The 26,104-nt window shown below is 58.6% G+C and carries 20 protein-coding genes; 5 read left to right on the top strand and 15 right to left on the bottom strand.

Translation table 11 applies throughout. The annotated features are described in order from the left end of the window. Positions 1-89 precede the first annotated feature (89 nt). The 13 genes from QRN20_RS17455 to mtnA form a co-directional block, all read right to left on the bottom strand. The gene (locus tag QRN20_RS17455) at positions 90-2,084 is read right to left on the bottom strand and encodes a polysaccharide biosynthesis protein (protein ID WP_029241112.1); all 1,995 of its coding nucleotides are present in this window, start codon (positions 2,082-2,084) and stop codon (positions 90-92) included. Between the two features lie 98 nt (positions 2,085-2,182). Beyond that, positions 2,183-3,199: an MraY family glycosyltransferase gene (locus QRN20_RS17450; RefSeq protein ID WP_285360862.1), complete on the bottom strand. Its 1,017-nt coding sequence runs from the start codon at positions 3,197-3,199 to the stop codon at positions 2,183-2,185. Beyond that, positions 3,192-4,169, bottom strand: a complete 978-nt coding sequence (locus QRN20_RS17445) for a UDP-glucose 4-epimerase family protein (RefSeq protein ID WP_088234796.1) — start codon at positions 4,167-4,169, stop codon at positions 3,192-3,194. The genes QRN20_RS17450 and QRN20_RS17445 overlap by 8 nt, the downstream gene beginning before the upstream one ends. Before the next feature lie 214 nt (positions 4,170-4,383). After that, entirely contained in the window at positions 4,384-5,814 is a 1,431-nt protein-coding gene (locus QRN20_RS17440) for an MBL fold metallo-hydrolase (protein WP_285360860.1), read from the bottom strand. A 398-nt stretch (positions 5,815-6,212) separates the two neighbouring features. Further along, a complete protein-coding gene (locus QRN20_RS17435; protein ID WP_025993842.1) occupies positions 6,213-6,464 on the bottom strand; it encodes a lipopolysaccharide assembly protein LapA domain-containing protein in 252 nt (83 codons plus the stop codon). A gap of 23 nt (positions 6,465-6,487) precedes the next feature. Next, positions 6,488-6,784, bottom strand: coding sequence for an integration host factor subunit beta (gene ihfB / locus QRN20_RS17430; protein WP_003369729.1), 297 nt, complete (start codon positions 6,782-6,784; stop codon positions 6,488-6,490). Between the two features lie 296 nt (positions 6,785-7,080). After that, a complete protein-coding gene (rpsA, locus tag QRN20_RS17425; RefSeq protein ID WP_024689000.1) occupies positions 7,081-8,766 on the bottom strand; it encodes a 30S ribosomal protein S1 in 1,686 nt (561 codons plus the stop codon). 122 nt (positions 8,767-8,888) lie between these two features. Further along, entirely contained in the window at positions 8,889-9,578 is a 690-nt protein-coding gene (gene cmk / locus QRN20_RS17420; RefSeq protein WP_004884109.1) for a (d)CMP kinase, read from the bottom strand. Then, positions 9,575-11,167, bottom strand: coding sequence for a prephenate dehydrogenase/arogenate dehydrogenase family protein (locus QRN20_RS17415; protein WP_502942191.1), 1,593 nt, complete (start codon positions 11,165-11,167; stop codon positions 9,575-9,577). The genes cmk and QRN20_RS17415 overlap by 4 nt, the downstream gene beginning before the upstream one ends. A gap of 87 nt (positions 11,168-11,254) precedes the next feature. Then, positions 11,255-12,349 carry a prephenate dehydratase gene (pheA, locus tag QRN20_RS17410; protein ID WP_057410502.1) on the bottom strand — a complete coding sequence of 365 codons (1,095 nt, stop codon included), beginning with the start codon at positions 12,347-12,349 and terminating at the stop codon, positions 11,255-11,257. Then, positions 12,349-13,434, bottom strand: a complete 1,086-nt coding sequence (gene serC, locus QRN20_RS17405; protein ID WP_285360853.1) for a 3-phosphoserine/phosphohydroxythreonine transaminase — start codon at positions 13,432-13,434, stop codon at positions 12,349-12,351. Before serC ends, pheA begins: the two co-directional genes overlap by 1 nt. Before the next feature lie 210 nt (positions 13,435-13,644). Beyond that, the gene (gene gyrA / locus QRN20_RS17400) at positions 13,645-16,431 is read right to left on the bottom strand and encodes a DNA gyrase subunit A (protein ID WP_285360852.1); all 2,787 of its coding nucleotides are present in this window, start codon (positions 16,429-16,431) and stop codon (positions 13,645-13,647) included. A 304-nt stretch (positions 16,432-16,735) separates the two neighbouring features. Beyond that, complete coding sequence (gene mtnA, locus QRN20_RS17395) at positions 16,736-17,812, bottom strand: S-methyl-5-thioribose-1-phosphate isomerase (RefSeq protein WP_004884114.1); 1,077 nt, start codon at positions 17,810-17,812, stop codon at positions 16,736-16,738. Between the two features lie 118 nt (positions 17,813-17,930). Between mtnA and QRN20_RS17390 the strand changes: the two genes are divergently transcribed. The 5 genes from QRN20_RS17390 (at position 17,931) to QRN20_RS17370 (ending at position 22,735) form a co-directional block, all read left to right on the top strand. Next, complete coding sequence (locus QRN20_RS17390; protein WP_122418119.1) at positions 17,931-19,283, top strand: TRZ/ATZ family hydrolase; 1,353 nt, start codon at positions 17,931-17,933, stop codon at positions 19,281-19,283. Between the two features lie 82 nt (positions 19,284-19,365). Then, positions 19,366-20,064 carry a bifunctional 2-polyprenyl-6-hydroxyphenol methylase/3-demethylubiquinol 3-O-methyltransferase UbiG gene (gene ubiG / locus QRN20_RS17385; RefSeq protein WP_099229217.1) on the top strand — a complete coding sequence of 233 codons (699 nt, stop codon included), beginning with the start codon at positions 19,366-19,368 and terminating at the stop codon, positions 20,062-20,064. 3 nt (positions 20,065-20,067) lie between these two features. Next, positions 20,068-20,739: an N-acetylmuramic acid 6-phosphate phosphatase MupP gene (gene mupP / locus QRN20_RS17380; protein ID WP_004884117.1), complete on the top strand. Its 672-nt coding sequence runs from the start codon at positions 20,068-20,070 to the stop codon at positions 20,737-20,739. 27 nt (positions 20,740-20,766) lie between these two features. Continuing rightward, complete coding sequence (locus QRN20_RS17375) at positions 20,767-21,507, top strand: YciK family oxidoreductase (RefSeq protein ID WP_029241122.1); 741 nt, start codon at positions 20,767-20,769, stop codon at positions 21,505-21,507. Between the two features lie 301 nt (positions 21,508-21,808). Continuing rightward, the gene (locus QRN20_RS17370) at positions 21,809-22,735 is read left to right on the top strand and encodes a GGDEF domain-containing protein (RefSeq protein ID WP_029241123.1); all 927 of its coding nucleotides are present in this window, start codon (positions 21,809-21,811) and stop codon (positions 22,733-22,735) included. 30 nt (positions 22,736-22,765) lie between these two features. Here QRN20_RS17370 and QRN20_RS17365 read toward each other — a convergent pair whose 3' ends face one another. Further along, a complete protein-coding gene (locus QRN20_RS17365) occupies positions 22,766-23,551 on the bottom strand; it encodes an iron-containing redox enzyme family protein (RefSeq protein ID WP_029241124.1) in 786 nt (261 codons plus the stop codon). Between the two features lie 30 nt (positions 23,552-23,581). Then, positions 23,582-26,044 carry an EAL domain-containing protein gene (locus QRN20_RS17360; protein ID WP_122418118.1) on the bottom strand — a complete coding sequence of 821 codons (2,463 nt, stop codon included), beginning with the start codon at positions 26,042-26,044 and terminating at the stop codon, positions 23,582-23,584. Between the last annotated feature and the right edge of the window lie 60 nt (positions 26,045-26,104).

The following is a 26,104-nucleotide window of genomic DNA, read 5'->3' as shown; positions in this document are numbered from 1 at the left end:
CCTGTCAACGAGGCCTGGCATTGCCAGTTATTTCAAACAACCGATGCCCAGCAAATACAGTGACTGCCCTGACTGTTCATCAAGTAACATCACGTTTCGCTGCGACGCTCCTGATGCATCCAGTCGACAATCTCACCTTCCGGCGTATAACCACTGACTGTTTCACGAAGTAACTGACGCACAGTGGCATAGTCGTCACTATCAACCGCATCCAGCAACCGGGTCAGGCGGCCTTTCAAGGCATCCCAGGGCAGGTAGTCTTCCGTGGCACTCATGATCATCGGGTGCTCGGTGGCGACCACGTTATCGCCGATCAACAGCTCTTCATAAAGCTTTTCGCCAGGACGCAGCCCCGTGAACTCAATGGAAATATCTCCCTGAGGATTTTTCTCGGAACGGATACTGAGGCCTGATAGATGAATCATCTTTTCGGCCAGCTCGATGATCTTCACGGGCTCACCCATGTCGAGGACGAACACGTCACCGCCGTGCCCCATGGAACCTGCCTGGATCACCAGTTGCGCCGCTTCCGGAATGGTCATGAAGTAACGCGTGATCTTGGGGTGGGTGACGGTCAGGGGGCCGCCTGTCTGTATCTGCTTGTGGAACAGCGGTATCACCGACCCGGACGACCCCAGCACGTTGCCGAAACGCACCATGGTGAAACGCGTCTTGTTGACCTGATAAACGTTGGCCTTGTCGCCGAAGATGACCGGGGCGGTTTCACGACTGAGCGCCTGCAGTATCAGTTCGGCCAGACGCTTGGTACTGCCCATGACGTTGGTCGGCCTGACAGCCTTGTCGGTCGAGATCAGTACAAAGTTGGAGACACCCGCCTGCAACGCCGCCTGTGCGGTATTGAGAGTGCCTACGACGTTGTTGATCACCCCTTCGGCAATGTTGTGCTCGACCATGGGCACATGCTTGTAGGCGGCCGCGTGGTAGACCGTGTCGACCTTCCAGGCTTTCATGATCGCCAGCAGTTTGGGATGGTTTCGTACCGACCCCAGAATGGGCAACAACTTGACGCTCAACGACTCGCGGGAGGAACGCTGCTCCAGCTCCGACACGATGCTGTAGAGGTTGAACTCACTGTGGTCGAGCAATAGCAGTTTGGTGGGGCCGAGCAGCAGGATCTGCCTGCACAGCTCCGAGCCGATGGAGCCGCCGGCCCCGGTGACCAGAACGGTCTGGCCCTTGATGCAATGCTCAAGCAGGTTCTCTCGGGCCGGCACAGCGTCGCGTCCCAGCAGGTCGGCGATGTCGACTTCCTGAAGGTCGTCCACTTTGACACGCCCTGCCGCCAGATCCATGAAACCCGGAACGCTTCGTACGTGCAGAGGAAAGCCCTCGAGATAGCCCAATATCTCGCGGCGACGGCCTCGTGATGAAGAGGGAATGGCCAGCAGGATTTCCTGAGCACCTGTAGCGTCTATCATTCGTTGAATATGCTTGGGCTTGTAGACCTGAAGCCCGGAAATGACCCGGTTCGAGATGGATTCGTCATCGTCGATGAACGCGACCGGGTGCATCACCCTTCCCATCCGCAAGGCCGCAACCAACTGGTTGCCTGCGGCTCCGGCGCCATAAATGGCGACTTTCTGAAGACCGTTGTCGCTTCTGGCAAAGGGTACATGCTGTGCGGCCGTAAACCAGTCGCCCAGAAAATACTGCCTCATCGCCAGACGCAGTCCGCCGATCATCACCAGGCTTAACCACCAATAATTGAAGATGACCGAACGCGGTACCAGCTGCTGATGGTTGCTGTAGACATAGACCATGCAGCCCAGGATCAGAGAGGAAAGCGTGACCGCCTTGATGATCGCGATCAGGGCATCGTTTCCGAAATAACGCATCACGGCCCGATACATGCCAAACCGGATGAACAGGGGAATGGCAGCCACCGGCGCACTGATGAAAAGCCAGGTGTGTTTTTCAAGCGGATTGATCAGCTCATCAATCCCGAGACGGACGACGAACGACATCCACAGGGCGATCCAGACCAGAATAATGTCAGCAGCAACCTGAATTATCCGCTTTTTCCGGCGTGGCAGTGCCAGCAGAATAGATCGCAACTTGCTCATCAATTCGTCAGTACTCCTTCGCTTTGGTCTCGGTTCACTGCGCAAAACCCTTTTCGATGCAACGCTGCACGTGATAGGACACTCAATATCACGTTTAGTTAACTCGTCTCTGCCTGACCGGCGTCGAACCGCAATGCAAGTATCACCAGAGGGACGTAGGCGACAATGACCCCCACGATCCCTTCTGCATTCGTCAACACGACCCACAGGGCCACAGGAAGCAGCCAGCAGACGTTGATCAGGCCCACGGCCAGCGTGACGGGAAGATGCCCGCCAAGTCGACGTGACGCAAACTGGTAGGCGTGGCTGCGATGTGCTTCATACACCTTTTCCCGGCGTATCAGGCGGCGCAGAAGCGTGACCGTCGCATCCACGACAAACACTCCCAACAGAATCAGCCATGCCCAGAATAGCTGAGGTGAGGACCAGGCTGCCTGAACAGAAAGTATTCCCAGAGCAATGCCCAGAAAACCGCTGCCGGCATCGCCCATGAATATGCGCGCTGGCGGGAAATTCCAATAGAGAAATCCGACAACCGAGGCCACGAGAAACAGCGGCCCCCAGAGCAGTTCATCAAAACCGCTCAGCGCATAGACAAGGCTGATGCCACCGCACACCGTCACTGCTTCGACGCTGGCGATCCCGTCGATACCGTCCATGAAGTTATAGAGGTTCAGCATCCACACCAGATAGAACGCTGCACAAATCTGACCCACCACACCCAGATCGACCGTCGTGCCCATGACACTGAGCGGAGCCAACCCTCCGGACCAGACCAGTGCCCACACAACTGCCGCGAAATGGCCCAACAGACGCCAGCGGGCAGCGATGTGCCCATGATCATCCATGAAGCCGATCATCGCGACCAGACCGCCTGCACCGACGACGGCCATCGAAGTTTCCACAGAAATCTGTCCGACGCCCGCCAATACGATAGTCGCGAGCAGGAAGGCGATAACGATGGCCACGCCTCCACCCCTGGGAGTTGGAATGGAATGCGAACTGCGGGCGTTGGGAACGTCCAGCAGGCTTCTGGACAGCGCATATCTGCGAAGTAGCGCCGTCAACAGGAGGGAAAGCAGCGCAATGGTCGTGATCGCAAGCCACTCAAGCATGTTTATTGTCCAGAAAATGTCGAGCGGTCTCTTTCATCGCGTTTTCAAATCGTATGGGCGGCACCCAATCGAGCACTTCGCACGTTCTGGCAATATCGACCTGCAGTGAGCCGCAAAGTCGCTGGGAAAACTCCTTCTTTCCAAGCAGCGCTGCAGCACGGTGCAGCATCCAGCCCGGAACAGGGATCAGCCGGGCAGGCTTGCCCAGCGCCCTGCCCATCTCATTCAACAAGTCAGTTGTGGACAGGTCGTGACCGTCACTGACCAGCAATGTCTGTCCTGCAGCTGCCGGATGCGCAACGCAGGTCGCCACAAGGTCCACAAGATTACCCAGAGCCACCAGACTGCGACGATTATCGATCGCACCCAGCGGCAAGGGTACACGCCTGTCCAGCCAGCGCATCATATTGAGGAAGTTGGCCTTGACCCCCGGCCCGTAGACCAGCACCGGACGAATGATCACCACTTCCATCCCCGTGCGAGAGGACACCTCACGAAGCCCTTGCTCGGCCTTGTACTTGGACACGCCGTAAGGGTCGGCAGGGTCGCATTTATCTGTAGCTTTGAATGGCTGACCCGGCGGCGTGCTTTCGCCATTGACCTTGATCGAACTGAGAAAGATGAACCGCCGCACGCCCGCAGCAGCGGCCTGCTCTGCCAGGTTGAGTGTCGCCTCGACATTGGCGCGAAAATATTCCGCCTCAGGGTGCGCGACCGAATCATTCAACACATGAACACGCGCCGCGCAATGAATCACTGTACTTGCGCCTTCAACGAAGGAAGCCCATTGATTGTCCGGCGAAAGGGAGCCAACGGTAACCGGATGGATACGCTCGCAGGAATGAACATAAGGCGCTCGTACCGCAACACGCAGTCGGTAACGGGTCTTTTCGATCAACTGACGAACGAGGGCACTGCCAACGAAGCCTGTTGCACCTGTTATCGCAACCCATGCAGCCTCATCGCTCATAGCGCAACGCCTTTTCAAAGCGTGGAAATATTACTGACGTGAGATATTTTAGCAACCTTAATCACTTGTAAATGCCATTTTCCAAGAACCTGCCGATGGCCTTGTCGCCAATCAGGAATCATTGCTTTCAACAACCCGAGATTCGAACAATTGACATCGGCCGGACTTCCGAACTTCAACTGACACACTAAGAGCGCGATGAATTTTTCTTTAATCAGGGAATAATCAATTCAACGACCCGCTTTTGCAGCGAATACTTGCGTTCCAGTACCTGCCCCAGGGACTTCTTCGCAGTCGGCTCGCCGTGAACCAGTCGTATTTGCGCCGGCCATTCATCCATACCCGTCACGAACGCGACCAGCCCTGCCTGATCGGCGTGTGCCGAATACCCGTTGACCGTCGAAACACCCGCAAGAATATCGAAGCGCTCCCGATCAAGCTCGACATACCCGCCACGTGGACCATGCATCTGGATGGCAGCACCCGGCGTGCCCCGGGCCTGATAACCGACAAAGAGTACGTTGTGGCGGCTGTCGCCCAGCATGGCCTTGAGGTAATTGACGATGCGTCCGCCCGCACACATTCCGTTGCCCGCGATGACGATGGCCGGGCGAGCGGTGCTGGTCAGGTAGTTGACGACCTGCAAGTGGCTGGCGTGGCTGTCCACGGTGATCAACTGGGAGAAGCCCAGAGGCGCCCTGCCCTGTTGCAGACGCTCGCGGGCGTCTTCGCTCCAGTAGTCGGAGAAGGATTGATAGGCCCTGGTAAAGCGGCTGGCCAGCGGCGAATCAAGGATGATGGGCAACTGCGGCCAGTCGACCATGGACGCCCCAACACCTGCAGTATCAACCGCCTGCGCACCAGAGAGCCCTTTCCTGTGGAGTATGTCCTCCAGCTCGTACAGAAGCTCCTGAGTGCGTCCCAGACTGAAGGCCGGGATCAGCACGGTGCCCTTATCCTCCAGCGCCTTGTCGATCAGTTGCTCGAGGCGTTCCTGACGAGTGTTTCGATCTTCGTGAAGACGGTCGCCATAGGTTGCTTCCAGCACCAGCACATCAGCGCGCTCAGGCGGCCGGGGCGCAGGCAGGAAAGGTGTATTCGATGCTCCCAGGTCACCGGAGAACACCACACGCTGCGAACGGTTTTCCAGCGGATAGGTGAGATCGCATTCGATGCAGGCCGATCCCAGGATATGACCCGCACGCTGCAGTCTGACCCTGCAATGCAGCGATTCGGTGGCAATCAGCTCGAACCAGCTGTCGAAAGGTAGCGCAATGATTCGCTTGTCGATGGCGTCGAGATGGCGGTTCACCTGCGCAGAATCCCGGCCAAAGTGGATGCCGAGAATATCTTCCATGACCAGCGGCAACAGGTGAGCACTGGGCTCACTGCAGATAATCGGCCCCTTGTAACCGCTCGCCAGCAACTCTGGAATACGCCCTACATGGTCGTTGTGCACGTGGGTCAAAAGAAGTGCCCTGATACTTGCAGGGGGAAAACCGAACCCTGTCACGTCAGAGTTCTCGGCAGCCTGCACCGAACCACAATCAATCAACAGATTGTTTACAGCATCCATGCACAACTGATGGCACGAGCCCGTCACGGTCTCTATTGCACCGTGATGCACAAGTTTGGGATAAGACATTCAACTACCTTTGTGTAAAGGCCAGAACGGATAGCGGGTAAATTCTGGCAAGCGACTCGTGTTGTAAGCCCGCTCTATTCTGCACCCGAAAATCCGGCATTCAAGCCTTGACACAAGATGGCCCATCGACAACAAACAGACGTCTAATTGAACAGGCAACCGGCAGGCCCAGTAAAATAGACCTGCAGTAGAACAATCGGAAAACGTCTTACGAAAATGATGAGTATTCCATTACAAAACAGGAAAACTCTTACAAGACCAAAAGCACAATTACCAACTGAAGGCACTCAACTCCGACAACCGATAATGCTTAAGGTCAGAATAAGTAGCTGCCGAAAAAAAATTTTGAAGGTAGCGAAAAATCCAGACTGCCGGACATGGGTCCGGCGATGCCTGATTTATTCGGCCTTGATTGATCGAGGATAGGACGAGCGCTTGCTGCGCAGACTCGCGATCCAGGCGAAAAGCGGACCTATCAGCATGCCGATCAACAGGGCACATACGACCGGCACAGCAAAAGGGAGCTGCGGTGCCGACCAACCGAAAAGAACCAGACCGACAGGCTGCCGATTTTCCAGCACAAAAACCGTCGTGGCCAACACGATGAACAGCACAACGGCGATCAGAATGACTCGTTTGAAAAGACGCATCGGGTGATCCTTCGATTTACGATTCAGAGGCCTTCTTCTTCGTCCTCGTTGACCCGGTCACGCAGCTCCTTGCCCGGCTTGAAATGGGGGACGAACTTGCCGTCAAGGCTGACCGACTGGCCCGTTTTGGGATTGCGCCCTACGCGGGGTGCACGGTAATGCAGGGAAAAGCTGCCAAACCCACGGATCTCGATACGGTCGCCCGTTGCGAGGCACTGGGACATTTGTTCAAGCATGGTCTTGATGGCCAACTCGACATCCTTGGATGAGAGCAGCCCTTGATGGGTGACAATTCGTTCGATCAACTCCGACTTCGTCATATTTTTCCCTTCTTTTTCAAGCAGCTAGGTCAGCGCTCCGAAGGTTTTAGCATGGTCGGATGAATTTGAACAGCCCGTCTCTTGACTTATGTGAAGCATTGTCAATGACTTACTGCAGCAAGACGGATATGTGGCCGTATGATGACCACAACGAAGGCTTGGCGGGAACGCAGGAAAGACGTGGCCTGGAACGCCGAAGGTATCATCTGCGAAGCGTAATCGAGGGGCGAAACGACTCAAAAGACGGGCATGAAAAAGGGCGACCGAAGTCGCCCTTTTTAATGGTCAAACAGAACTCAGTTCTGTTTTTCCATCTGCGCACGCAGCAGGTCACCAATAGTGGTAGGACCAGTGCTTTCAGCTGTTTCAGGCTTGCTACGCAGGCTCTGAATGGCTTCTTTCTCGTCTTCAACGTCTTTCGACTTGATGGACAAGCTGATTACGCGGCTCTTGCGGTCAACGCTGATGATCTTGGCTTCGATCTCTTCGCCTTCTTTCAGAACGTTACGTGCGTCTTCAACGCGGTCACGGCTGATTTCGGAGGCTTTGAGGGTCGCTTCGATGTCGTCGGCCAAAGTGATGATGGCGCCTTTGGCGTCAACTTCTTTAACGATACCGCGAACGATAGCGCCTTTGTCATTGACAGTGACGTACTCGGAGAACGGATCGCTTTCCAGCTGCTTGATACCCAGCGAGATGCGCTCACGCTCTGGATCAACAGACAGGATCACGGTGTCGAGCTCGTCGCCCTTCTTGAAGCGACGTACGGCTTCTTCGCCCACTTCGTTCCAGGAGATGTCGGACAGGTGAACCAGACCGTCGATGCCGCCGTCCAGACCAATGAAGATACCGAAATCGGTGATCGACTTGATGGTGCCGGAGATCTTGTCGCCCTTGTTGAACTGGCCAGAGAAATCTTCCCACGGGTTGGATTTGCACTGCTTGATGCCCAGGGAGATACGACGACGCTCTTCGTCGATGTCCAGAACCATGACTTCCACTTCGTCGCCAACCTGAACGACTTTGGATGGGTGGATGTTCTTGTTGGTCCAGTCCATTTCGGAAACGTGTACCAGGCCTTCCACGCCTTCTTCCAGCTCTGCGAAGCAGCCGTAGTCGGTCAGGTTGGTTACACGCGCGGTAACGCGGGTGCTTTCCGGGTAACGAGCCTTGATAGCAACCCATGGGTCTTCGCCCAGTTGCTTCAGACCCAGGGAAACACGATTGCGCTCGCGATCGTACTTCAGGACCTTCACATCGATCTCGTCGCCAACGTTGACGATTTCGGATGGATGCTTGATACGCTTCCAGGCCATGTCGGTAATGTGCAGCAAGCCATCGACGCCACCCAGATCGACGAATGCGCCGTAATCGGTGAGGTTCTTGACGATACCTTTGACTTGTTGACCTTCCTGCAGGGACTCGAGCAGAGCTTCGCGCTCGGCACTGTTCTCGGCTTCCAGGACGCTGCGACGGGAAACGACAACGTTGTTGCGCTTCTGGTCCAGCTTGATGACCTTGAACTCGAGCTCTTTGCCTTCCAGGTGGGTCGTGTCGCGCACAGGGCGAACGTCAACCAGAGAACCAGGCAGGAACGCACGGATGCCGTTAACGTCGACAGTGAAGCCGCCTTTAACCTTACCGTTGATAACGCCCTTGACCACTTCTTCAGCTGCGAAAGCTGCTTCCAGAACAATCCAGCACTCGGCGCGCTTGGCTTTTTCGCGGGACAGCTTGGTTTCGCCAAAGCCGTCTTCGACCGCGTCCAGCGCAACGTGCACTTCGTCACCGACCTTGATGGTCAGCTCGCCAGCGTCGTTGTAGAACTGCTCGAGCGGGATGACGCCCTCGGACTTCAGGCCAGCGTGTACAGTTACCCAATCGCCGTCGATGTCGACAACGATACCGGTAATGATTGCGCCCGGCTGAAGGTTCAGGGTCTTTAGGCTTTCTTCAAAAAGTTCTGCAAAGCTTTCGCTCATTTTAATTCCTGTTGATCAAGGGCGAAGAATACGCCCATCTGCCACGCTCCAGACAACGTGGGTTTCGTTCATATGAAAGGAAGCCTGCAGGACGGGGTCTGGTCTCCTGCATGGCTCCTTGATCATCCGGCGATATCGCGCAGGGCGACTTCACTCAGGATGCGTTCCAGCACCTGCTCGATGGACAATTCGGTTGAATCCAGCTGTATGGCGTCATGCGCCGGCTTGAGCGGGGCTACCGCTCGCTGGGTGTCACGCTCGTCGCGTGCACTTATCTCATCTAGCAGACTCGACAGACTAACATCATCGCCCTTGGCCTTCAACTGCAAGTAACGACGGCGCGCACGCTCCTCGGCACTGGCGGTGAGGAATATCTTCAACGGTGCATCCGGAAACACCACCGTGCCCATGTCGCGGCCGTCTGCCACGAGACCCGGCTCTTCCTGAAAGGCACGCTGACGCTGCAGCAGCGCATCACGCACCGCAGGCAGCGAAGCCACCTGCGAGGCACCACTGCCGATCTGCTCGTTGCGAATGGCGTGCGTGACGTCCTCGCCTTCGAGAACGATGCGCTGCCCTTGGCCATTGGCCGAGGTTTCGAACTGCACATCCAGGTGGGCAGCCAGCAGCTTGAGGGCTTCTTCGTTGGTCAGATCGACGCCGTGATTGCGCGCCGCGAAGGCCAGCAGACGATACAGGGCGCCCGAATCGAGCAGGCACCAGCCCAGTTTTCTGGCCAGTAACCCGGCCACCGTACCTTTGCCGGAGCCGCTGGGTCCGTCGATGGTTATAACAGGTGCTTTGATTTTCACTTTGTGTCCTCTTGCGCTACATGCATGCCGACGTGAGCGCACAGCGCCAGAAAATTGGGAAACGATGGAGCGACATTTGCGCAGTCATGAATATGTACAGGCCCCGAGGCCCGCAATGCAGCCACACTGAAGGCCATGGCGATACGCTGATCGTTGCGCACATCGATCTCGCCACCGCCGATGGCTCCACCCTCGATAATCAGGCCGTCAGGTGCAGGCTCAACCTCGATACCCAGCACGCTCAACCCTTCTGAAATCAGCCGTACCGTCTCTAGCTCGTCGCCCTGCAGCTCTTGCGCGCTGCGCAGAATGGTACGCCCTTCTGCGCAGGCTGCGGCAATGCACAGCACAGGAAAGTCGTCGAGCGCCAGCAGGACGAGCGCTTCAGGGATATCCGCCCCCCTTAGCCGCGCGGAGCGCACATGCACATCCGCGACGGTTTCACCCGCCTGCTCACGGACATCATGCAGCACGATATCGGCGCCCAGCAGGCGCAGGATGTCGATTACCCCAATACAGGCATCGTTCATGCTGACACCCACGAGCAACAGATCAACGGCCTCGTGAATGGAGGCTGCCACCATGAAAAGCGCGGCCGAAGCGGCATCAACCGGGCCTTCGATACGGTGACTTGCCGCACCCACCGCAGCACCCTGCACCCCGGCCACTCCAGACGAACGGGCCTCCCCGCGGGCGCGAAGCGTCAGAATCCGGCCGAAATGCTCACGGGCCGCACGGGCGCGCGTGAACACGTTCAGCAATTGATGACCATCGCCGGCGTCCACGGCATCGCGCAGAACGTCCAGGTCGGCGCGAAAGGTGTCCAGCGTGCGCAAGACTGCGTCACGGTTGGCCAGAAAAATGTCGTGCCACATGACCGGATCGCTACCCGCGATGCGCGTGAAATCCCGGAAACCACCGGCGGCATACCTGAATATTTCGAGATTTTCATTACGCTTGGCCAGCGAATCCACCAGCCCGAACGCCAGCAGGTGCGGCAAATGACTGGTCGCCGCCAGCACTTCGTCGTGGCGCTCGACCTGCATGTGCTCGACATCGGCGCCCAGTGCCGACCACAGGCGATCCACCAGCGTCACAGCGTCAGGATCAGTCTCGGCCAACGGCGTCAGAATGACCTTGTGCCTGCGAAACAACCCGGCATTGGACGCTTCCACTCCGCTCTGCTCGGAACCGGCAATCGGGTGTCCCGGCACGAAGCGCGACGGCATGCGACCAAACGCCTGACGCGCCGCTCGCACGACATTGCCCTTGGCGCTGCCGACATCGGTCAACACAGCGTTGCCCAGATCCAGAGGCGCCAGCAACGCCAGCAGTTTTTCCATCGCCAGAATAGGGACTGCGAGCTGAATGACATCGGCACCGCAGCAAGCGGCCGCAAGATCCTCTTCACAGCGGTCTACAACACCCAACTCCACAGCCAGCTTGCGCGACTGCGGGTCCAGATCGACACCGACCACTTCCCGGCAAAGACCGCTTTCACGAACACCCTTGGCGAACGAACCACCGATCAGCCCCAGACCGACGACGACCAGACGACCGATAACCGGACCGGTCGCTTGTTCTGACATGACTTCAACCACGTGCAACTGCCTGAAAGCCCGGACGGCTTTCATGACGCTCGAGGGCGATAAACAGATGACTCATGTAACGCCCCCTCAAAGAACCGCTTTCGGGTAGGAACCCAGCACCTTCAAGGCAACGGCTTCATGACTGATCTGCTCCAGCACCGCCTTGACCAGCGGATCCTGGTGATGCCCTACGAAATCAATGAAAAACACGTAGGTCCACTTGCCGCTGCGTGACGGACGGGTCTCGATGCGCGTGAGATCCAGGCCGTTCTCATGGAACGGCACCAGCAGTTCATGCAATGCACCCGGCTTGTTGCTCATAGACACGATGATCGAGGTCTTGTCATCGCCGGTCGGCGGCACTTCCTGACTGCCGATGATCAGAAAACGCGTGGAGTTGTCCGGACGGTCTTCGATCTTCTCGGCCAGACGCGTCAGACCATAAAGGCCTGCCGCCATGTCACCGGCAATGGCAGCGGAATTCCACTCACCCTTCACCCGCTTGGCCGCTTCGGCGTTGCTGGCGACAGCGACACGCTCAACGTTCGGGTAATGGGCATCCAGCCACTTGCGGCACTGGGCCAGCGACTGGGCGTGAGAGTAGATGCGCGAGATGCTTTCGGTCTTGGTGCTTTCGCCGACCAGCAGGTGGTGGTGAATGCGCAACTCGACTTCGCCACAGATGACCATGTCGTGTTCAAGGAAGCTGTCGAGGGTGTGATTGACCGCACCTTCGGTGGAGTTTTCCACCGGAACGACGCCGAAGTTCACGGCACCGGCAACCACTTCACGGAACACTTCATCAATGGCCGCCATCGGCAGACTGATGACGGCATGACCGAAGTGTTTCATGGCTGCGGCCTGGGTGAACGTGCCTTCCGGGCCGAGGTAGGCAACCTTCAACGGCTGCTCGAGCGCCAGGCACGAAGACATGATTTCGCGGAACAGACGCGCCATCTCTTCGTTGCTCAACGGGCCGCGGTTTCGCTCCATGACACGTTTGAGCACTGCCGCTTCACGCTCAGGACGATAGAACACAGGCGCTTCGCCTTCCGCCAGGGAAGACATCTTGACCCGCGCAACTTCCTGCGCACAGCGGGCACGCTCGCTGATCAGTTCCAGAACCTTTTCGTCGAGGCTGTCGATACGGACGCGCAGCGCCTTGAGTTCCTGTTCGGACATCAGCCGTGCTCCTTCTCGAAGTCTTTCATGTAGGTCACCAGTGCGTTGATCGCATTGATGTCCACTGCGTTATAGATGGACGCGCGCATGCCACCGACCGAACGGTGGCCCTTGAGGTTAAGCAGACCCGCAGCGTCGGCACCGGCCAGGAACGGCTTTTCCAGACGATCGTCCGCCAGACGGAACGGCACGTTCATCCACGAGCGGTCCGGCTTGTTGATCGGGTTGCTGTACAACTCACTGGCATCAATGAAGTCGTACAGCGTGCGCTGCTTGATGTCGTTGAGCTTGCCGATGGCCTCGACGCCACCCTGCTCCTTGAGCCACTCGAAGACCAGACCCGAGAGGTACCAGGCCAGCGTCGGCGGGGTGTTGTACATCGAGCCGTTATCGGCCGCGACCTTGTAGTTGAGCATGGTCGGGCACAGCGAGCGCGCGCGCCCCAGCAGGTCTTCGCGAATGATCACCACCACGATGCCGCTCGGACCGATGTTCTTCTGCGCACCGGCGTAGATCATGCCGAAACGGGAGATATCCACAGGGCGAGACAGAATGTCCGAAGACATGTCCGCGACCAGCGGCACGTCACCGGTTTCCGGAATCCAATTGAATTCCAGACCGCCGATGGTCTCGTTCGGCGCGTAGTGAACGTAGGCAGCGTCCCTGGACAGTTTCCACTCGTTCTGGCCGGGAATGGCAAAATAGTCATAGGCCTTGGCGCTGGCGGCGACATTGACCGTGCCGTAACGCGAGGCCTCTTCAATCGCCTTTTGCGACCAGATACCGGTGTCGATGTAGTCGGCCTTGCCATTCTCGGGTAGCAGGTTCAACGCGATCTGCGCAAATTGCTGACTGGCGCCGCCCTGCAGGAACAGCACTTTGTAATTGGAGGGAATGGACAGCAGGTCACGCAGATCCTGCTCGGCCTTGGTGGCGATTGAGACGAACTCATCGCTGCGATGGCTCATTTCCATGACCGACAGGCCTTTGCCGTGCCAGTCCAGGAGCTCGGCCTGGGCACGCAGCAGAACAGCTTCAGGGAGCGCAGCAGGACCTGCGCAGAAGTTAAAGGCTCGCTTGCTCATATCCACTCTCGTCAAATACGTTTGGGTCTGTACGCACTTTCCCTGCACACGCCTTACGGAGACGAAACCGCAGCTTCGGTCTCCGCCCGCTTCGGCAGGCATTCCGATTCGCCCGTAGAGCAGGCCGAATGGCGCAAGGGCTGGACTTGCCTGAAATGCACATGCATTTACAGACGAGCCAGCCCTCGACGGTATTACTTACTTCACTGTTCAGCCTTGCGAGTCATCGTCATCCGATGCGGCGTCCACCTGCAGGTCTTCACCGGCATCGTCCGACTCAGAAACGTCAGCGACCAGCGCATCAACGCCCTCTTCGCCCTCAAGCAGCTCTTCGCCTTCGACTTCCGATGGCTCCTGAACACGCTCCAGACCGACCAGTTTCTCGTCGCTGGCCAGCTTGATCAGGGTGACGCCCTGAGTGTTACGGCCCAGGCTCGACACTTCGCCGACGCGGGTACGAACCAGTGTGCCCTGGTCGGAAATCAGCATGATTTCCTCACCGTCGAGCACCTGAACCGCACCGACCAGACGGCCGTTACGCTCGTTGCTGACCATGGCGATAACACCCTGACCGCCACGCTTGTACTCAGGGAACTCGGAGATCGCCGTGCGCTTGCCGTAACCGCGCTCGGAGGCCGTCAGGATCTGGCTGCCTTCTTCCGGGATCAGCATGGAGATCAGTTTCTGACCTTCCGGCAGACGCATGCCGCGCACACCGCGAGCCGTACGGCCCATGGCACGAACGTCGGATTCCTTGAAGCGCGTGACCTTGCCGCCATCGGAGAACAGCATGATTTCCTGCTCGCCGTCGGTGATGGCGGCGGATATCAGGATGTCGCCTTCGTCCAGCTCGAGTGCGATCAGGCCGGAGCTGCGCTGACGGCTGAAGGCCACCAGCGGAGTTTTCTTGACCGTACCGTTGGCGGTAGACATGAAGATGAACGGGGCCTTCTTCTTGTCAGCAGCCTTGACGCGCGCCTTGCGCTCTTCTTCGGTCTCGTTGCTGTTTTCCGCGTCATCAACCAGCTCGCCTTCGAGGGCTTCGCCTTCTTCGTCAGCCCGCTTGCGCATGGCTTCCAGATCGACCGGCAGCATGGTAGTGATGTATTCGCCATCGCTCAGCGGCAGCAGGTTGACCAGCGGACGACCACGGGCGGCGCGGGACGCTTCCGGAATCTCGTAGGTCTTGAGCCAGTACACCTTGCCCTTGCTGGAGAACATCAGCAGCGTGGTGTGGCTGTTGGCAACCAGCAGGTGAGCGATGTAATCCTCATCCTTGATGCCGGTGGCCGACTTGCCCTTGCCGCCACGGCGCTGCGCCTGGTAGACCGCCAGAGGCTGGGTCTTGGCATAGCCGCCATGGGAGATGGTCACGACACGCTCTTCTTCGGTGATCAGATCACCCAGAGTCAGGTCCAGACGCGCATCGAGAATCTCGGTGCGACGGGCATCGCCGTATTCGGAGCGAATCAGTTCCAGCTCTTCGCGGATCACTTCCATCAGGCGCGTGGCGCTGTTGAGGATGCGGATCAGCTCGCCGATCTGGTTCAGGATTTCCTGATACTCACTCAGCAGCTTTTCATGTTCCAGACCGGTCAGACGGTGCAGACGCAGTTCCAGAATGGCCTGTGCCTGCTCCGGCGACAGGAAATACCTGCCTTCGCGCAGACCGTATTGAGGATCGAGGTTTTCCGGACGGCACGAATCGGCACCGGCACGCTCGACCATCTCGACCACGGCGCTCGATTCCCAAGGCGTGTTGATCAGCGCTTCCTTGGCTTCGGCAGGAGTCGGCGAGGCCTTGATCAGGGCGATGACCGGATCGATGTTGGACAGCGCAACCGCCTGACCTTCAAGGATGTGGCCTCGCTCACGGGCTTTACGCAGTTCGAATACGGTACGGCGGGTGACGACTTCGCGGCGGTGGCGAACGAAAGCTTCCAGCAGGTCCTTGAGGTTCAGGATCCGCGGACGGCCGTCGATCAGCGCAACGATGTTGATGCCGAATACGCTTTGCAGCTGGGTCTGGGCGTAGAGGTTGTTGAGGATGACCTCAGGCACTTCGCCACGACGCAGCTCGATGACCACGCGCATGCCGTCCTTGTCGGACTCGTCGCGCAGCTCGGTGATGCCTTCAAGCTTCTTCTCTTTGACCAGCTCGGCGATCTTCTCGATCAGACGCGCCTTGTTCAGCTGGTACGGCAGCTCGGTGATGACGATCTGCTGACGTCCGCCGACCTTGTCGATGTCTTCGACGATCGAGCGGGCACGCATATAAATGCGGCCACGGCCGGTGCGATAGGCTTCGATGATGCCGGCGCGACCGTTGATGATCGCGGCCGTCGGGAAATCGGGGCCCGGGATGTACTGCATCAATTCGTCGACCGTCAACTCGGGGTTGTCGATCAGCGCCAGGCAACCGTCGATGACTTCACCGAGGTTGTGCGGCGGAATGTTGGTCGCCATGCCCACGGCGATACCGCTGGAGCCGTTGACCAGCAGATTGGGAATACGGGTCGGCATGACCGCGGGGATCATTTCGGTGCCGTCGTAGTTCGGCACCCAGTCCACGGTTTCCTTGTGCAGGTCGGCCAGCAGCTCGTGAGCCAGCTTGGTCATGCGCACTTCGGTGTATCGCATCGCTGCAGCGTTGTCGCCGTCGACCGAACCGAAGTTGCCCTGACCGTCGACCAGGAGGTAACGCAGCGAGAACGGCTGAGCCATACGGACGATGGTGTCGTAGACAGCCGTGTCGCCGTGCGGGTGGTACTTACCGATCACGTCACCAACCACACGGGCGGATTTCTTGTACGGCTTGTTCCAGTCGTTGCCCAGTTCGCTCATTGCGAACAGCACGCGCCGGTGCACGGGCTTCAAGCCATCGCGCGCATCCGGCAGAGCTCGACCGACGATAACGCTCATTGCGTAGTCGAGGTAGGACTGCTTCAGCTCGTCTTCGATATTGACCGGGAGGATTTCTTTGGCCAGTTCGCCCATGAGAAGCCTGATTCCTTTTTCTGGTGAAACCTCGCAAACCCATTCGGGGTAAACGAAGCTCGCCGCTGCCAGCATGTGCCGGGCAACGACTTACGACAAATCAATGAGTTAAGACTTGGTTCTGCACAGTGCGGGAGGCTACGAATAGCGTCCCCGGAAACCGCCGGATGTTACCACAATCGCCGAGGTGCTCACATCCTTTGCAAGCGCTGAAAACGAGCCACATCCACTCGGGACGGCTGAGAGACGCTTACAGGCCCGTTCAGCCGCCCTGCTCCCGAAGCGATCATGGAGAGATGAAACTTCAATGAAGATGTTTGCGGCTCATCAACTGGGCCATTCTGGCGGTATCGGGACGCTCGACAATGCCCTTTTCGGTCACTATCGCATCGATTAGGTCCGCAGGCGTCACGTCGAAGACCGGGTTGAAGGCATCGACGTCGGCACCCACCCGCTGACCGCCCACTTCAAGCAGCTCGCGCCCGTCGCGCTCTTCGATGACGATGTCTTCGCCGCTGGCCATGTCCATGTCGATGGTCGAGCTAGGCGCGACCACCATGAAGCGCACGCCATGGTGCATGGCAGCGACCGCCAGTTGATAGGTGCCGATCTTGTTCGCCACGTCGCCGTTGGCCGTGATGCGATCGGCACCGACGATGACCCAGGTGATGCCTTTGGTGCGCATCAGGTGCGCGGCGGCGGAGTCGGCGTTCAGGGTCACCGGAATGCCTTCGTTGGCCAGTTCCCACGCGGTCAACCGGGATCCCTGCAGCCAGGGACGGGTTTCATCGGCGTAGACGCGCTCGATCATGCCTTCCAGATGCGCAGCACGGATCACACCCAGTGCCGTACCGAACCCGCCGGTGGCCAGCGCCCCGGTGTTGCAGTGGGTCAGCACGGTCTGCAGATTGCCCTGATGCTTGCGAATCAGGTCGGCACCAAGCTGGGCCATGGTCAGGTTGGCTTCGCGGTCGCTCAGGTGAATGGCCACGGCTTCAGCTTCCAGAAACACCAACGGATCATCCGTCGCCTTCAGACGCTGCAAGCGATCACGCATGCGATTCAGTGCCCAGAACAGGTTGACCGCCGTAGGACGTGAGTCTGCAAGCAGCGCGAAATCATCCTCCAGCGCTGATCGCCAGTCGCCACCGGCCGCGATCCTGGCCCGCGCACCGAGCACCACGCCGTAGGCAGCACTGATGCCGATGGCAGGCGCACCGCGCACGACCATCGAGCGAATGGCCTCCGCCACGCCCGCCGCACTGGTGTAGGCGTGCCAGGTTTCCTCGAACGGCAGTACCCGCTGATCCAGCAGGTACAGAGCGTCGTCCCGCCAATCGATGGCCTTTACTTTCTCCGCAGCCAACAGTCGATCGCGCATCGCCCACTCCATCTTGAAATCCAAAGCCAGAATCAAAAGCGGCTGATTATAGCGAGCCGCCCGCCAAGACGCTCGGGTATACTTCGCCATCACCGTAATAAGCTCTGGAAGCCCTGTCATGCCGAACGCCACAGCACCGCTCGACCTTCTGCTCCTGCCCACCTGGCTGGTACCGGTCGAGCCCGCAGGCGTGGTCCTCAAGGAACACGGCATCGGCATCCGTGACGGCCTCATCGTTTACATAGGCCCGAAAGCCGAGGCGCTGAAGCAGAACGCTGCGCAGGTTAGGGAGCTGCCCGGCATGCTCCTGAGCCCCGGCCTGATCAACGCCCACGGTCACGCGGCGATGACCCTGTTCCGGGGGCTGGCCGACGATCTGCCGCTGATGACCTGGTTGCAGGACCATATCTGGCCGGCCGAGGGCAAATGGGTCGATGAGGATTTCGTGCGTGACGGCACGGACCTGGCCATTGCCGAACAGCTCAAGGGCGGCATTACCTGCTTCTCGGACATGTATTTCTACCCCAAGGTGGCCGCCGACCGTGTTCATGTCAGCGGCATGCGCGCCCAGATCACGGTGCCGGTGCTGGACTTTCCTATTCCGGGTGCCCGCAACACAGACGAAGCCCTGCACGCCGGGATCGAGCTGTTCAACGATCTGGCGCATCACCCGCGCATCCGTATCGCCTTCGGCCCCCATGCACCCTACACCGTGGGTGATGAAAATCTGGAGAAGGTCCGGGTCATTGCCGACGAGCTCGACGCCACCATCCAGATGCATGTCCACGAGACGGCGTTCGAAGTCGAGCAGGCCGTTAGCCAGCATCAGGAGCGGCCGCTGGCACGCCTCAACCGTCTGGGCCTGCTCGGCCCGCGCTTCCAGGCCGTGCACATGACCCAGATCAGCGATGACGACCTGGCCCTGCTGGTCGAGAGCAATACCCATATCATTCACTGCCCCGAGTCCAACCTGAAACTGGCCAGCGGCTTCTGCCCGGTCGAGCGTCTGTGGCAGGCGGGTGTCAACGTGGCCGTGGGTACTGACGGCGCTGCCAGCAATAACGATCTGGACCTGCTCGGAGAAACCCGCACCGCCGCCCTGCTCGCCAAGGCCGTTGCAGGTTCGGCGACGGCGCTCGATGCGCACAGGGCACTGCGCATGGCCACGCTCAACGGCGCACGGGCGCTCGGCATCCAGGCCGACACCGGCTCGCTGGAATTGGGCAAGGCTGCCGACATGGTCGCCTTCGATCTATCCGGCCTTGCCCAGCAACCGATCTACGATCCGGTCTCCCAGCTTATATATGCCACCGGCCGCGACTGCGTGAGCCATGTATGGGTGGCCGGCAAGCAGCTGCTCGACGACCGCCGCCTGACCCGGATGGACGAACAGGCGCTGCGCGATACCGCCATGGCCTGGGGTCGACGCATTTCCGGGCAGACATCCGGGCAAGGCGAAGAGACGCGCTGACCGATCAAACCGAACAGAAGACTGTCTGGTTATCTATAGCCAGACAGATGAAACCGAATTTTGAGTTCAAGAGGTATATCCGATGAGCAACGTCGACCGCGCAGAAATCGCCAAATTCGAGGCACTCGCCCATCGCTGGTGGGACCGCGAAAGCGAATTCAAGCCACTGCACGATATCAACCCCCTGCGGGTGAACTGGATCGACGAGCGCGTCAATCTGGCTGGCAAGAAAGTTCTCGACGTCGGCTGCGGCGGCGGCATTCTCAGTGAAGCCATGGCCTTGCGCGGCGCAACCGTGACCGGCATCGACATGGGCGAGGCGCCGTTGGCCGTTGCCCAGTTGCACCAACTGGAATCGGGCGTCAGCGTCGAGTATCGGCAGATCACCGCCGAAGACATGGCCGAGGAAATGCCCGAGCAGTTCGACGTGGTGACCTGCCTGGAAATGCTGGAGCACGTGCCGGATCCTTCGTCGGTGATCCGCGCCTGCTATCGCATGGTCAAGCCGGGCGGCCAGGTATTCTTCTCGACCATCAACCGCAACCCGAAGGCCTACCTGTTCGCTGTGGTCGGTGCCGAGTACATTCTGGGCCTGCTGCCGCGCGGCACCCACGACTTCAAGAAATTCATCCGCCCGTCCGAGCTCGGCGCCTGGAGCCGTGAGGCTGGCCTGCAGGTCAAGGACATCATCGGCCTGACCTACAACCCGCTGACCAAGCATTACAAGCTGGCCTCGGATGTCGACGTCAACTACATGATCCAGACCCTGCGGGAGGCTTGAAGCATGCGTCTGAGAGCGGTTTTATTCGACATGGACGGCACGCTCCTCGATACCGCACCGGACTTCATCGCCATTGCCCAGGCGATGCTGGCTGATCGTGGTTTCCCGGCGGTATCGGACAAGCTGATTCGCGACGAAATATCAGGCGGCGCCAAAGCCATGGTCGCAGCGACCTTCGCAATGTCGCCGAACGAGCCGGAATTCGAAGCCCTGCGCCTGGAGTTTCTCGAGCGCTACCAACGCGACTGCGCCGTGCACAGCAAGCTGTTCGATGGAATGGCTGAACTGTTGACCGACATCGAGAAGGCCGGACTGATCTGGGGCGTTGTCACCAACAAGCCCGTGCGCTTCGCCGAGCCGATCATGCAACAGCTTGGCCTTGCCGAACGCTCGGCACTGCTGATCTGCCCGGATCATGTGACCCACAGCAAGCCTCACCCTGAACCGCTGATCCTGGCGTGCAAGATGCTCGACCTGGACCCGGCCAGCGTCCTGTTCGTCGGCGACGACCTGCGCGACATCGAATCCGGTCGCGATGCAGGCACGCGCACGGCAGCGGTGCGCTACGGTTATATCCACCCCAACGACAATCCTGATCATTGGGGTGCTGACGTTGTGGTCGATCACCCACTGGAACTGCGCAAGGTGCTGGACAACGCCCTGTGCAGTTGCTGAGTCACAGACAATCGTTCGAGGTCTTTCATGTTTGATTATTCCGCTCGCCCGGACCTGCTCAAGAACCGGGTGATTCTGGTGACCGGCGCGGGTCGGGGTATCGGCGCCGCCGCTGCAAAAACCTATGCCGCCCACGGCGCAACCGTCCTGCTGCTGGGCAGGACCGAAGCCAGCCTCACCGCGATCTATGACGAAATCGAAGCCGCTGAACAGCCTCAGCCGGTGGTGATTCCATTTGATCTGGAAACCGCCGTGCCCCAGCAGTACGACGAACTGGCCACAATGATCGAAACCGAGTTCGGCCGCCTGGATGGCCTGCTGCACAACGCGTCGATCATCGGGCCACGCGCCCCGCTTGAGCAGCTATCCAGCGAGGAATTTGCCCGGGTCATGCACGTCAACGTCAACTCGACGTTCATGCTGACTCAGGCTCTGCTGCCGCTGCTCAAACGCTCGGAGGATGCGTCGGTGGCATTCACCTCCAGCAGCGTCGGCCGCAAGGGGCGCGCGCACTGGGGCGCCTATGGCGTCTCCAAATTCGCCACCGAGGGCCTGATGCAGACCCTGGCCGACGAACTTGAAGGGGTCACGGCGGTACGCGCCAACAGCATCAACCCTGGCGCAACCCGGACCGGCATGCGCGCCCAGGCCTACCCGGCCGAAAACCCACTGAACAACCCGGCACCGGAAGACATCATGCCGGTGTATCTGTACCTGATGGGGCCAGACAGCCAGGGCATCAACGGTCAGGCTTTAAACGCCCAATAACATTTGAAACGTCATTGATCAACCGAATAAAAATAGTTGGGGATGCGACTTGCCGGCCGCGGTGCCGGCTCAGTCCTCCGATGTAGCGCCTGAAAAATGACATGTCCAAAAAGTTACTTCCCAAGATCAATCACTTGCCGAAAAACAAAGTACCGTCAATAAATCGCCGCACTCATCGACTTGCACCTATGACGCAATCACTTAAGTCATTGATTATTTTAATCTCTTGCTGTTAATGAACCGAATGGCACGACTTTCGCTCTAACCCTGCCAAGCCAGCAACGTGCTGAGGAGCGAACCGATGAGTTCTCCTACCCGGACCCATGCAATCGATTTCGATACCGCCAGGCTTCAGTGCCTCGGTTTTCGCAATCGTCCCAATGCCGAACTGCCGCCTGTAACGCTGGATGAACTGGTCAAACAGTTGGGGCTGCAATTACAGACCAGCCTGGAAGCCGAAAGAATACTCACACTGTTCTTTCAGGGTGTTCAACGGCTCATTCCATTGGAAGGCCTGATATATCGCCATTCAAAGAGTGATCTGCAACTGCGCCTGGGTGAAAACGCGCTTCATGTCACCGATTTCCATCTGCGTCATGACGGCGAAGACATCGGCCAGCTGGAGCTGCAGACCGCTCAAGTGATCGATGACGCCCGATTGCATGATCTGGAAACCCTGCTGGCGTGCCTTCTGTACCCGCTGCTCAACGCACTGCTTTATCGCATTGCCACGCAGAGTGCACTGCGTGATGCCCTGACCAATACCGGCAACCGCGTGGCAATGGACCAGAGCCTGGCCCGGGAAGTGGACATCTCACGCCGCCATAAGCAGCCGTTGTCGGTGTTGATGCTGGACATCGATCACTTCAAGAAAGTAAACGATAGCTATGGCCATTACACCGGTGATCAAGTGCTCAAAAGCATTGCGCTGACCCTCAAGGGGCAATTGCGCAACATAGACCGGATTTTTCGCTACGGCGGAGAAGAATTCGTGGTGATCCTGGCCAACACCGACGGCGTCAGCGCCGGCCTGGTGGGCGAGCGCCTGAGGCAGGCCGTACGGGAATTACGCTTCATGGAGTTCGCACCGGCGCTGACGATGACGGTGAGCCTGGGCTGTTCGACACTGCTGTCAGCGGAAACCGCTGACAGCCTGTTGCGCAGAGCGGACGACGCGCTCTATGCCGCAAAGCGCGAGGGCCGTAACCGGCTGGCCATGGCCTGCTGAGGTATCAGGCGCCTCGCCTGCCATGGCGGATCAGGCCTGTTCGGCCACGGCGCGCTCGCGTGCCGGTTTGACCTTCTCGAGCTGCATGCAGCGTTCCAGAAAGAGATACATATAGTCGTAGCTCTTGGTGACCGCCTGACGCAACTCGTTCTGCAACTGCACACCGGGATTGTTGCCCACCAGCGTGCAAATGATTTCCAGTGCTTCCCAAGGGTGCGCGTCGTCATACTGAGCATGCATCTTGAGCCACTTCATGGCTTTCTTGCGGGTTTCATCAGGAAATGCCTCGGCATAAGCGCCAGTGGAACAGACCACGGCCGACCACTCCCCCGTTGCCCCTTCGATAGCGTAATTGGTCGCGGCCATTGCGACTGCCAGTGAATCCGAAGAGCTGGTCTGCCAGCACCAGTGACTCAACGCATGCAACTCGGGCGAGACCTGCTGGTCATGCAGATCATCCAGCGATACGTCATGCGCGGCACACCAGTTCACCCAGTAATCGGCGTGATTGAGTTCCACACGGATGTTGCGCATCAGCCAGCGACGCGCCATGTCCTCACCGGGATGACGGCCAAAGCGGGTCTTGGTCAGGTTCTTGGCCATGTAGACGGCAAACTGCTCGACAACGGGCCAGCCGCCAATCAGGTAGTGGCGCATGATTCGCGGGCTGAGCGTCGCGTCCCGCATCTTCTGATAAAGCTCGTGCTCGACCACGCGGGCCTTGGCAGCGCTGCAATCGTTGATCAACTTCTGCGCCCATGCCGGATAACTGCTGGCTTCCATGAGCGGACCGGTTCTATTGAAAGTGTCGATCACTGTGTAGCTCCTTGTAGTGGCTTATACGGTTTAACTGAACGTTCCCGGCGAGTGGAACATTACAGGGTCGGGTCGTACGGGATGGATATAAAGACTTTCACAGGTCAACAACTCAGGACGCCCGATCAGATATCCCTGAGCAAAATCCACGCCTATTTCCTCAAGTGCGGCTTCGATCTGCGGTGTTTCCACAAACTCTGCAATCGTGCGCTTGCCCATGACATGACCGATATTATTGATGACCTCGACCATGGCTCGATTGATCGGGTTATCCAGCATGTCCTTGACGAAACTTCCGTCGATTTTCAGAAAGTCGACCGGCAAGTGCTTGAGGTAGGCAAAAGACGACATGCCTGAACAGAAATCATCCAGTGAAAACAGGCAACCGAGAGACTTCAGCTCATTGATGAAACGAATGGCGCTTTCAAGATCGGCAATGGCGCTGGTTTCGGTGATTTCAAAACAGATCATTTCGGGAGCAACACCAAACATTTTGAATTGCGATTTCAAATAGTCGAGAAATGCATCGTCACCAATACTCGATCCGGACAGATTGATCGCACACATGGCCTGCGGCGCCTGATGCCGTTGCTCGTTCTGGCACCTGGCTATGACCTGAAAAACGTTATGGACCACCCACCGGTCAAGTGTAGTCATCAATCCGTAGCGCTCGGCAGCAGGGATGAAGCTGTCGGGCGCAACCATCCGCCCCGATTCATCACGCAGGCGCAACAGAATCTCGATATGCCTGACGCCATCGCCAGGTTGTCTGATCGATGCGATCTCCTGCGCAAACAGACAGAAGCGATCCTCGTCCATCGCAATGTGCAATCTCTGGATCCATGCCATCTCACCGGACCTTATCGACAGCGCGGCGTCATCGGAGCGGTACACCTGAACCCGGTTGCGCCCCTTCTCCTTGGCCATGTAGCACGCCATGTCGGCGGCACAGAGTGAAGCTTCCAGTGTCGTAGGGGCATCACCCAGGTGCACCAGGCCGATGCTGACCGTGGTCACAAACGGGCGGCCCTTCCACATGAAATGCAGGTTCTGCACGATCTGACGTAAGTTTTCAGCAATCTCGTGGGCCCTGTTCGCGGAACAATCGGCCAGCAGTACCCCGAACTCGTCTCCGCCCAGCCGCGCCAGCGTGTCGCCATCGCGCAGGCCCTGCGGCAGCGCCTTGCAGATATGACGCAGCAACTCGTCACCCGCTGCATGCCCGCTGGTGTCGTTGACCAGCTTGAACTGATCGAGGTCCAGGAACATCAGGCAATGACTGCCGGGCTCCGACTGGACGACATTGAGGACCTGCTGCAGGCGGTATTCGAATTCACTGCGGTTGACCAGCCCGGTCAGCGCGTCATGGGCCGCCTGCCACGACAGGTTGGCGATGTACTGGCGCTCCTGCGTCATGTCGTGCAGGACCAGCACGGCGCCACTGATCACGCCATCGGTGTAGATCGGCGAGCCGACCAGCGCCACCGATACCGTGCTGCCATCGAGCCGTTGAATGAGCTTGCTGTTGGCGCTGCCGCCCTTGAGCTTGCCGCCAAGGATGTGGTCGATCAGTGTCGAGCTGTCACGCTGATCGTTCTCGTCCAACAGATTGAACAACGCCGCGAGCGGCAAACCGTTGGCCTGCGCGTTTTTCCAGTGCGTCAGCCCTTCGGCCGCCGGGTTCATATAAACAATGGCGCCCTTGACGTCCGTAGTGATCACGCCGTCGCCAATCGATTCCAGGGTGATTTGTGCACGCTCGCGCTCCAGTTGCCAGGCATCGGCAAACAGACGTCGCTGGGCGATGAGTTTGCGCACGCGCCAAAACGCCAGCAGGATCAGGACAAACGCCGTCACCAGGTTGATCCCAACCAACAATTTGAGAATGAAACGCGAGCCTTCACCCAACGCATCACTAAAGGCCTTGGCAGCCGGTGCAACGCCCTCGTTGATGGCTTTGATCCGGGTGCGCCATTGCTCGACCTCGGCTGGCGTGACGCCCCCTGCGCGGACCCGGTCGTGAATCTCGCCGGCCAGCGTATCGAGCTGCATCAAATAGCTGTCACCCACCGTCCAGTGCTCGATGGCGGTTTTCATGAAGCTGAAGTCGCGGAAATTGAGGTACATCCAGATGATGCCGGCCGCATCGTCCGGGTGATTGCCGCCCTGGAGAATCCCGGCCCTGGCATCGGAGAGTGACGGAACCGGTCTGTTCAACGCTTCGCGCAGGGCATGTCCGCCTTGCGGAATCGCAAAGGCTTCCTGGTACTTCAGATAGTCACTTTCCTCGTGCCAGTTGGCGTAAAGACCGAGGTAATGAATGGCGTCCTTCTGGCCCTTGGACCAGAGGCTCTCGCCTACCACATAGCTGCGCACCGCAGACATCGTATAAAGGCTGACACACCCCAACAGCGCCTGAAACAGAGCTACCGCAATGAAGGGCCAGACAATGGCTGTCAGGCGAGGCTTGGGAAAGGTCCATGTCTGCTTCATGGGTTCGCGTCACCACATGCCTGAAGATCGTTCTGAGCAGAGCCTAGGCTAAAACCGCAT

The sequence above is a fragment of the Pseudomonas sp. fls2-241-TYG-175 genome (assembly GCF_030209155.1).
GTDB lineage: Bacteria > Pseudomonadota > Gammaproteobacteria > Pseudomonadales > Pseudomonadaceae > Aquipseudomonas > Aquipseudomonas viridiflava.
Note: the sequence above shows the minus strand (reverse complement) of the source record. Positions and strands in the feature narration are given on the sequence as shown.